This window comes from Streptomyces curacoi, assembly GCF_001513975.1.
Lineage (GTDB): Bacteria > Actinomycetota > Actinomycetes > Streptomycetales > Streptomycetaceae > Streptomyces > Streptomyces curacoi.
Genome location: NZ_KQ948006.1, coordinates 1 through 7,236, shown reverse-complemented (window position 1 = coordinate 7,236; position 7,236 = coordinate 1). Strand labels below are relative to the sequence as shown.

The following is a 7,236-nucleotide window of genomic DNA, read 5'->3' as shown; positions in this document are numbered from 1 at the left end:
GCAACCAAATCCCCCAACAACACCCGCCACGACACCCCATCCACCACCAAATGATGCAAAACCACCAACAACCGACCAGGGCCCGTCGTCGGCCGCAGCCAGACGAACTGCCCCATCACGCCGGCGGACGGAGCGAGGCGTGCCGCGGCGGCATCCAGTTCGGCCGCCGCCTGCCGTTCCCACTCGTCGGTCGCGGCAGCGTCGACGACGCGGAGCCACGCGGCGGGGTCCACCGATCCGGGGGCGCCGACGAACAGGCCCGGTTCGGGCCCGGTGGTGAGGGTCGAGCGCAGCACGTCGTGTCGTTCGATCACGGCGGCCAGCGTCGCGATCAGGCCGTCCTCGGTGATCCCGTCCGGGAGTTCGAGCACCATCGACATGGCGTACCGGTCGTGGCTCCCGCCCAGTTCGAGCAGATACCTGGCCATGGGCAGCAGGGGCATCCAGCCCACAGCGCCGCCGGGCAGCTCCGCGAGCACGGGGGTGCCGCCGTCCGCGCCCTCCGGGAGCGCGGCCCGGGCGAGTTCGGCCACGGTCCGGCACTCGAAGACCTGGCGCGGTGTGATGGCCAGACCCTGTGTCTTCGCGCGGGCGACCACCTGGATGGAGCGGATGCTGTCGCCGCCGATGGCGAAGAAGTCGTCGTCCACGCCGACCCGGTCCAGCCCCAGCACCTCGGCGTAGACGCCGGCCAGGACCTGCTCCGGCACCGACTCGGGCGCCCGGTAGGCGTCACCGACCTGCTCCGGTTCGGGCAGCGCGGCCCGGTCGAGCTTGCCGTTGGCGTTCAGGGGGAGGCGGTCCAGCACCACGAACGCGGCGGGCACCATGTAGTCGGGCAGCCGGGCAGCGACGTGGCCACGCAGTTCGGTCACCGACATGCCCGCGGTCAGGTCGACGTCGTCGAGGGTGCCGGGTCCCACCGGGACCACGTAGGCGACCAGCCGCTTGCCGCCGGCGGCATCCTCCCAGGCGCGCACCACGGCCTGAGCCACGCCGGGGTGGCCCGTGAGCACGGCCTCGATCTCCCCGGCTTCGATGCGGAAGCCGCGCACCTTCATCTGGGAGTCGGCGCGTCCCACGCACTCGACCTGCCCGTCCCCGGTGATCCGCGCCAGGTCTCCCGTGCGGTACATCCGCGCCCCGGGCGGCCCGAACGGGTCCGGCACGAACCGCTCGGCGGTCAGCCCCGGGCGTCCCCGGTAGCCGCGGCCGACCAGGCCACCGACATACAGTTCGCCGACGGCGCCGGGCGGCACCGGGACGAGACCGCGTCCCAGGACGTACATCCGCATGTTGGCCAGCGGCCTGCCGACCGGTACGACGCCCGTGTCCGGGAGTGCGGCGGCGTCGTCCACCTCGAACGCCGAGGCGTAGAAGGACTCGCTCTGGCCGTATGCGTTGATCATCCGGGCATCGGGCAGTGCCGCGCGGACCTGCCGGGCCAGCCGCGTCGTCAGGGCCTCGCCGGCGAGCACGACCGTGTCGACGCCGGTGCGTCCGGCGATGTCGTCCGCCAGCCCGGCGAGGACCGACGGCACGGTGCTGAGCACGCCGCCGGTCCAGCCGTTCCGCTCGCCGAGGACGAGAGCGTCCCGTACGAGCTCGACGGTCCCGCCCGCGCACAGCGTGGTGAACATCTCGAACAGCGACACGTCGAAATTGACCGAGGTCCCGGCAAGCATCCGGGTCCGCGGTGTCACGTCGGCCGTGCGGATGAGCGCGCGCACACCGTTGGTGAGCGCCTGATGAGTGATGCCCACCCCCTTGGGCGTGCCGGTGGTCCCGGAGGTGTACATCAGATAGGCCAGGTTGTCCGGCCGTACCCCGGACGGTTCCCGCTCCGGCACGTCGTGCAGCCGGTCGAGCATCAGCCGGGACGGACCGTCGAGCGGCAACTCGGCAGCGGTGGCGGTGTCGGTGAGGACCAGGTGCGGATGTGCGTCGGCCAGGATGTGGCCCAGGCGCCGACTGGGGTGGGCCGGGTCGACCGGCAGGTGGACGCCGCCGGACATGAGCACGGCGAGGATCGCCACGACCAGGTCCGCGGTCCTGGGCAGCGCGACGGCCACCAGCACTTCGGGGCCCACCCCGCGCCCGGCCAGCACCCGGGCCAGCCGGCCGGCGCGCTGGTGCAGCTGTCGGTAGGTCACCTCCGTGTCCTGCCAGACCAGCGCGGTCGTGTGCGGTGTCCGCTCCGCCTGCCGGGCGAACAGGTCGGCGACCGTCAGCGCGGGCAGCGGTGCCCGGGTGTCGTTCAACTCCCCCAGAAGGCGGTGCCGTTCGGCGGCGTCCAGAGCGTCGACGGCGCCGATCCGCGTCTCCGGTTCCGTGACCACCCGGCGCAGCACCCGCAGGAAGCGGTCGCCGAGCAGTTCGACGCTCGGTCGGTCGAACAGCTCGGTGGCGTACTCGATGGCGCCCGAGGCGCCGCCCTCCGGATCCGGGGCGAGGTTGACCAGCAGGTCGAACTTGGCGGTGAGGGCCGGGACCGGCTCGGCGGTCACCCGCAGGCCCGGCAGGTCGAGGTCCAGTGGGGCCGTGTTCTGCCAGGCGAACATGACCTGGAACAGTGGGTGGTGCGCGGTGGAGCGGTCCGGGTTGAGCAGTTCCACCAGCCGCTCGAAGGGCGCGTCCTGGTGGTCGTAGGCCGCCAGCGCCTTGCCGCGGACCTCTTCCAGAAGCCGGTTGAACGAGGGGTTGCCGGACAGTCCGGCGCGCAGCACCCAGGTGTTGACGAAGAACCCGACCAGGTCGGTGAGCGCCTCGTCGGTACGGCCCGCGATCGGCGAGCCGATGGTGATGTCGTCGCCCGCGCCCAGCTGGTGCAGCAGCACGGCCAGCGCCGCCTGCAGCACCATGGCCGCGGTGGCCCCGCGGGACTGTGCCAGCTCGTCGACCGCCGCCATCAGCTCCGCGTCGATCGCGAAGTCGACGCGGTCACCGCGGTGGCCGGCCACCGCGGGCCTGGGCCGGTCGGTCGGCAGCGCGATGGGCCCGGGCGCGTCGGCCAGTTCGGCGCGCCAGTAGGCGAACTGCTCGGCGAGCAGGCTGTCCGGGTCGTGCTCGGCGCCGAGCATGCCGTTGTGCCACAGCGTGTAGTCGGCGTACTGCACCGGCAGGTCCGGCCACTTCGGCGCGCTGCCCGCGCGCCGTGCCGCGTAGGCGACGGAGAGGTCCCGGGTCAGCGGTGCCGCGGACCCGCCGTCGGCGGCGATGTGGTGGACGACCAGCACGAGCACATGCACGTCGGGTGCGATACGCAACAGCCTTACACGGAGCGGCAGTTCGGTGTACAGGTCGAATTCGTGCGCGGCGCACTCGGTGATCAGCCGGGGTACGTCGTCCTCGGTCACCGGCAGGACCGGGATGTCCGGCATCACCTGCTCGGCGGCAAGGACGCGTTGGTATGCGGTCCCCGCCTCGTCCTCGGCGATCAGGGTGCGCAGGCTCTCGTGCCGGCCGAGCAGGTCCACCACCGCCGAAGCGAGCGCGGGCACGTCCAGCAAGCCGTTGAGGCGCACCGCGAGCGGCAGGTTGTAGGTGGCGGACGGCCCCTCGAAGCGGTCGATGAACCACATGCGGCGCTGCGCGTACGACAGCGGGATGCGGTCCGGGCGCCGCGCGCGGGTCAGTGCGGGCCGCAGGCGTGCGCCGTCCCGCAGCCGGGCGGCCAGCCGGGCGACCGTCGGTGCCTCCAGTACGGCGCGGATGGAGACCTCCGCTCCCAGTGCGGCGCGAATCCGGCCGGTCAGCCGGGTGGCCAGCAGGGAGTGGCCGCCGAGGGCGAAGAAGTCGTCGTCCACACCGACCCGGTCCACCCCGAGGACCTCGGCGAACAGCCGCGCCAGGGCGTCCTCGCCCCGGGTGCGCGGGGCCCGGTAGGCAGTACCGGTGAACTCCGGCTCGGGCAGGGCGCGTCGGTCCAGCTTTCCGCTGGGCGTCAGCGGGAACCGGTCCAGCAGCACCACGGCGGAGGGCACCATGTACGCGGGCAGCCGGCTCTCGGCGAAGGCGCGTATCTCTTCCGCCGGCGCGGGGCCGCCCGGCGTCACGTAGGCCACCAGCCTGCGCTCCGCGCCGGTGGCCCTGGCGATGACCACGACCTGGCCCACGGCGGGGTGTTCGGCCAGCGCCGCCTCCACCTCCGCGGGTTCGATGCGGTAGCCGCGGACCTTCACCTGCGCGTCGGCCCGCCCGGTGTATTCGAGTTCACCGTGGGCGTTGCGGCGGCCGAGGTCACCGGTGCGGTACATCCGGGACCCGGGCGGTCCGAACGGGTCCGGCACGAACCGGTCGGCGGTGGGCCCGGAGCGGCCCAGGTATCCCCGGCCCACGCACGCGCCCGCGACGTAGAGTTCGCCCGTCACACCCGTCGGCACGGGGTCGAGCCCGGGACCGAGGACGTACACCCGCACATTGCCCAGCGGCAGGCCGATCGGCACGGCGGCGTCGGACGGCAGGTCCCGGTCGTCGGGCAGGGTGAACGTGGTGGCGTAGAACGTCTCGCTCTGCCCGTACGCGTTGACCACCCGTGCGCCGGGCAGCGACTGCCGGACGCGGTCGGCCAGCCCGGCGGACAGCGCCTCACCCGCGAAGACCACCGCCTCCGCGGTGACCCGGCCGGCCAGTCGCTCGGCGAGCTCCCCGAAGGCGGACGGCACCGTGCTGAGCACGCCGCCGGCCCAGTTCTCCCGCTCGCCCAGCGCCAGCACGTCGCGGACCACTTCCACGGTGCCGCCCGTGCTCAGCGTGGTGAACATCTCGAACACCGAGACGTCGAAGGAGATCGAGGTACCGGCCAGCGTCCGGCCGCCGGGCGGCACGCCCAGGCTGTCCACCAGGCCCGCCACGCCGTTGACCACGTTGCGATGTGTGATGGTGACGCCCTTGGGGGTGCCGCTCGACCCCGAGGTGTACATCACGTACGCGGCGCTGTCGGGCCGTGCCCGACGGCCCGGATCGGTGTCCGCGGCCGCGGGGATCGTGTCGACGAGGAGGCGGGGGGTCTCCGGGCACGGCAGCGTCGCCGAGGTCGCCGCGTCGGTGAGGATCAGCAGGGGCCGGGCGTCGGACAGTACGTGGTCGAGCCGGGTGCCGGGGAAGTCGGGGTCGACGGGCAGATAGGCGGCGCCCGACTTCAGGACGCCGAGGATCACTGTCACCAGCCGGGCCGACCGCGGCAGGGCCACCGCGATCACGGACTCCGGGCCGGCCCCGCGGGCGATCAGCGCATGCGCCAGCCGGTTGGCCTCGGCTTCGAGTTCGCGGTAGGTGAGCGAGCCGTGCTCGTCGGCCACGGCGATCGCCTCGGGGGTGCGGGCAGCCTGTCGTCCCGTCAGGTCGGCCACGGTCAGGTCGGGCAGCGGCACCTTCGTGTCGTTGTGCGCGTGCAGCAGGCGGTCGCGCTCACCCGGCAGCAGTGTGTCCAGCGAGACCAACGGAGTTGCGGGATCGCCGGTGAGCAGGCGCAGTACGTGGGCGAGTCGCTCCGCCAGCTCTTCGGCCGCCGTGGCGCTGAGCGCCTGCGGCTGGTACTGGAGCGTGACGCGCAGGTGCGGGTCGGCGGCGGCGAGCAGGGTGAGCGGGTAGTGGGTGATGGTGAACGGGCGGATGCCGGTGATCTCGACACCGGCGGCGGTGTTGGCCTCGGTGATGCCCGCGCGGTCGACCGGGTAGGACTCGTAGGCGACCAGGGTGTCGAACAGCACGTCCAGCCCGGTCAGCCGGTGCAGTTCGGTGAGCCCGTGGTGGTGGTGTTCGAGCAGCGCGGCCTGCCGCTGCTGCAACCCGGTCAGCAGGTCGGCGACGGTGTCGTACGGGGTGAACCGCACCCGTGTCGGGACCGTGTTGACGAACAGTCCGACCATCGTGTCCACTCCGGCGACTTCGGCCGGCCGGCCGGAGACGGTGGTGCCGAACACGACGTCCTGCCGTCCGGTGAGCTGCGCCAGCAGCAGTCCCCAGGCGCTCTGGAGCACGGTGTTGACCGTGACGCCGAGTTCCGCCGCGCGCCGGGTCAGGAGCATCGCGTCGGCGGTGGACAGGGGTACGTGGAGCCGTCCGATGCCGTCGGGATCGTCGTCGGGGCCGGTTCCCGGCCCGGTGAGGACGGGGGCGAGCAGGGTGGGTTCCTCGACGCCATCGAGTTCGTCGGCCCATGCCCACTCGGAGGCCGTGCGATCTCGTTGGGCCAGCCACCGCAGGAACTGCCGGAAGTCGCGCGGCCGGGGCAGGCCGGACGGGTCGCCGGCGGTGGCGTACAGCCGCAGCAGTTCGGTCATCAGGACCGGCAACGACCAGCCGTCGAACAGCAGATGGTGCGAGGTGAGGACGAGTTCGGCACGGTCGGCGCCGGTGCGCAGCAGGGTCATCCGCAGCAGCGGCGGGGTGTCCAGGGCGAAGTGCCGGCCCAGGTCCTCGGCCAGGAACCGGTCGACGGCCGGACCGGCGTCGGCGGCGGTCAGGTCGATCTCCCGCCAGGGCAGGGTCACCCCGTCGACGACGAGTTGCACCGGCTCTCCGTTGTCCGCGGTGACGAATGCCGTACGCAGGGCGGCGTGCCGGTCGAGCAGGGCCTGGCCGGCCGCCCGCATGCGGTCCGCGTCGACCTGTCCGCCCAGATGGAAGACAAGCTGAATCCGGTAGGCGTCGAAGGACGTGTCGGCCAGCGCGGCATGGAAGAGCAGCCCGGACTGGAGCGGGGTCAGCGACCATACGTCGGCGAGCCGGGGGTAACGGGACTCCCACCGGTCGATGTCCTGCTGGCTCACCTTGACCAGCGGCAGGTCGGAGGGGGTCAGGCCGCCCGCCCCAGGGGCACTGACGTGCCGGGCGAGCCCTTCCAGGGCGGCCACCCACAGGTCGGCGAGGTCCCGTACCTCCGCCGGGGACAGCACCCCGGAGGGGAAGCTGAACTCGGCGGACAGCCGAGGCTCCTCCCCGGTGACCGCGGCGGTCACGTCGAGGGCGGACAGGACGGGCATGTCCGCGCCCGACGGCGCTTGCAGCCCGCCCGCCTCGGGTGCGGGAACCCAGCTGTCGTGTCCTGAACGGGAGGGGACTTCCGCGAGGTCGCCCAGGTAGTTGAAGGTGATCTGCCCGTCCGGCAGCTCCGCCAACTCACTCCCCGTCTCCGCGTTCAGGAACCGCAACAACCCATAACCGATCCCCTTGTCCGGCACCCCGGCCAACTGCTCCTTGACCGACTTCACCAACCCACCAACAACAGCCCCG

General features: G+C 72.7%; 1 protein-coding gene. It reads right to left on the bottom strand.

Annotated elements, in window-relative coordinates:
* Positions 1-7,214 (bottom strand): non-ribosomal peptide synthetase (locus AQI70_RS36730; RefSeq protein ID WP_244181997.1); only part of this gene is annotated, 7,214 nt, incomplete at its 3' end.
* Positions 7,215-7,236: the final 22 nt, after the last annotated feature.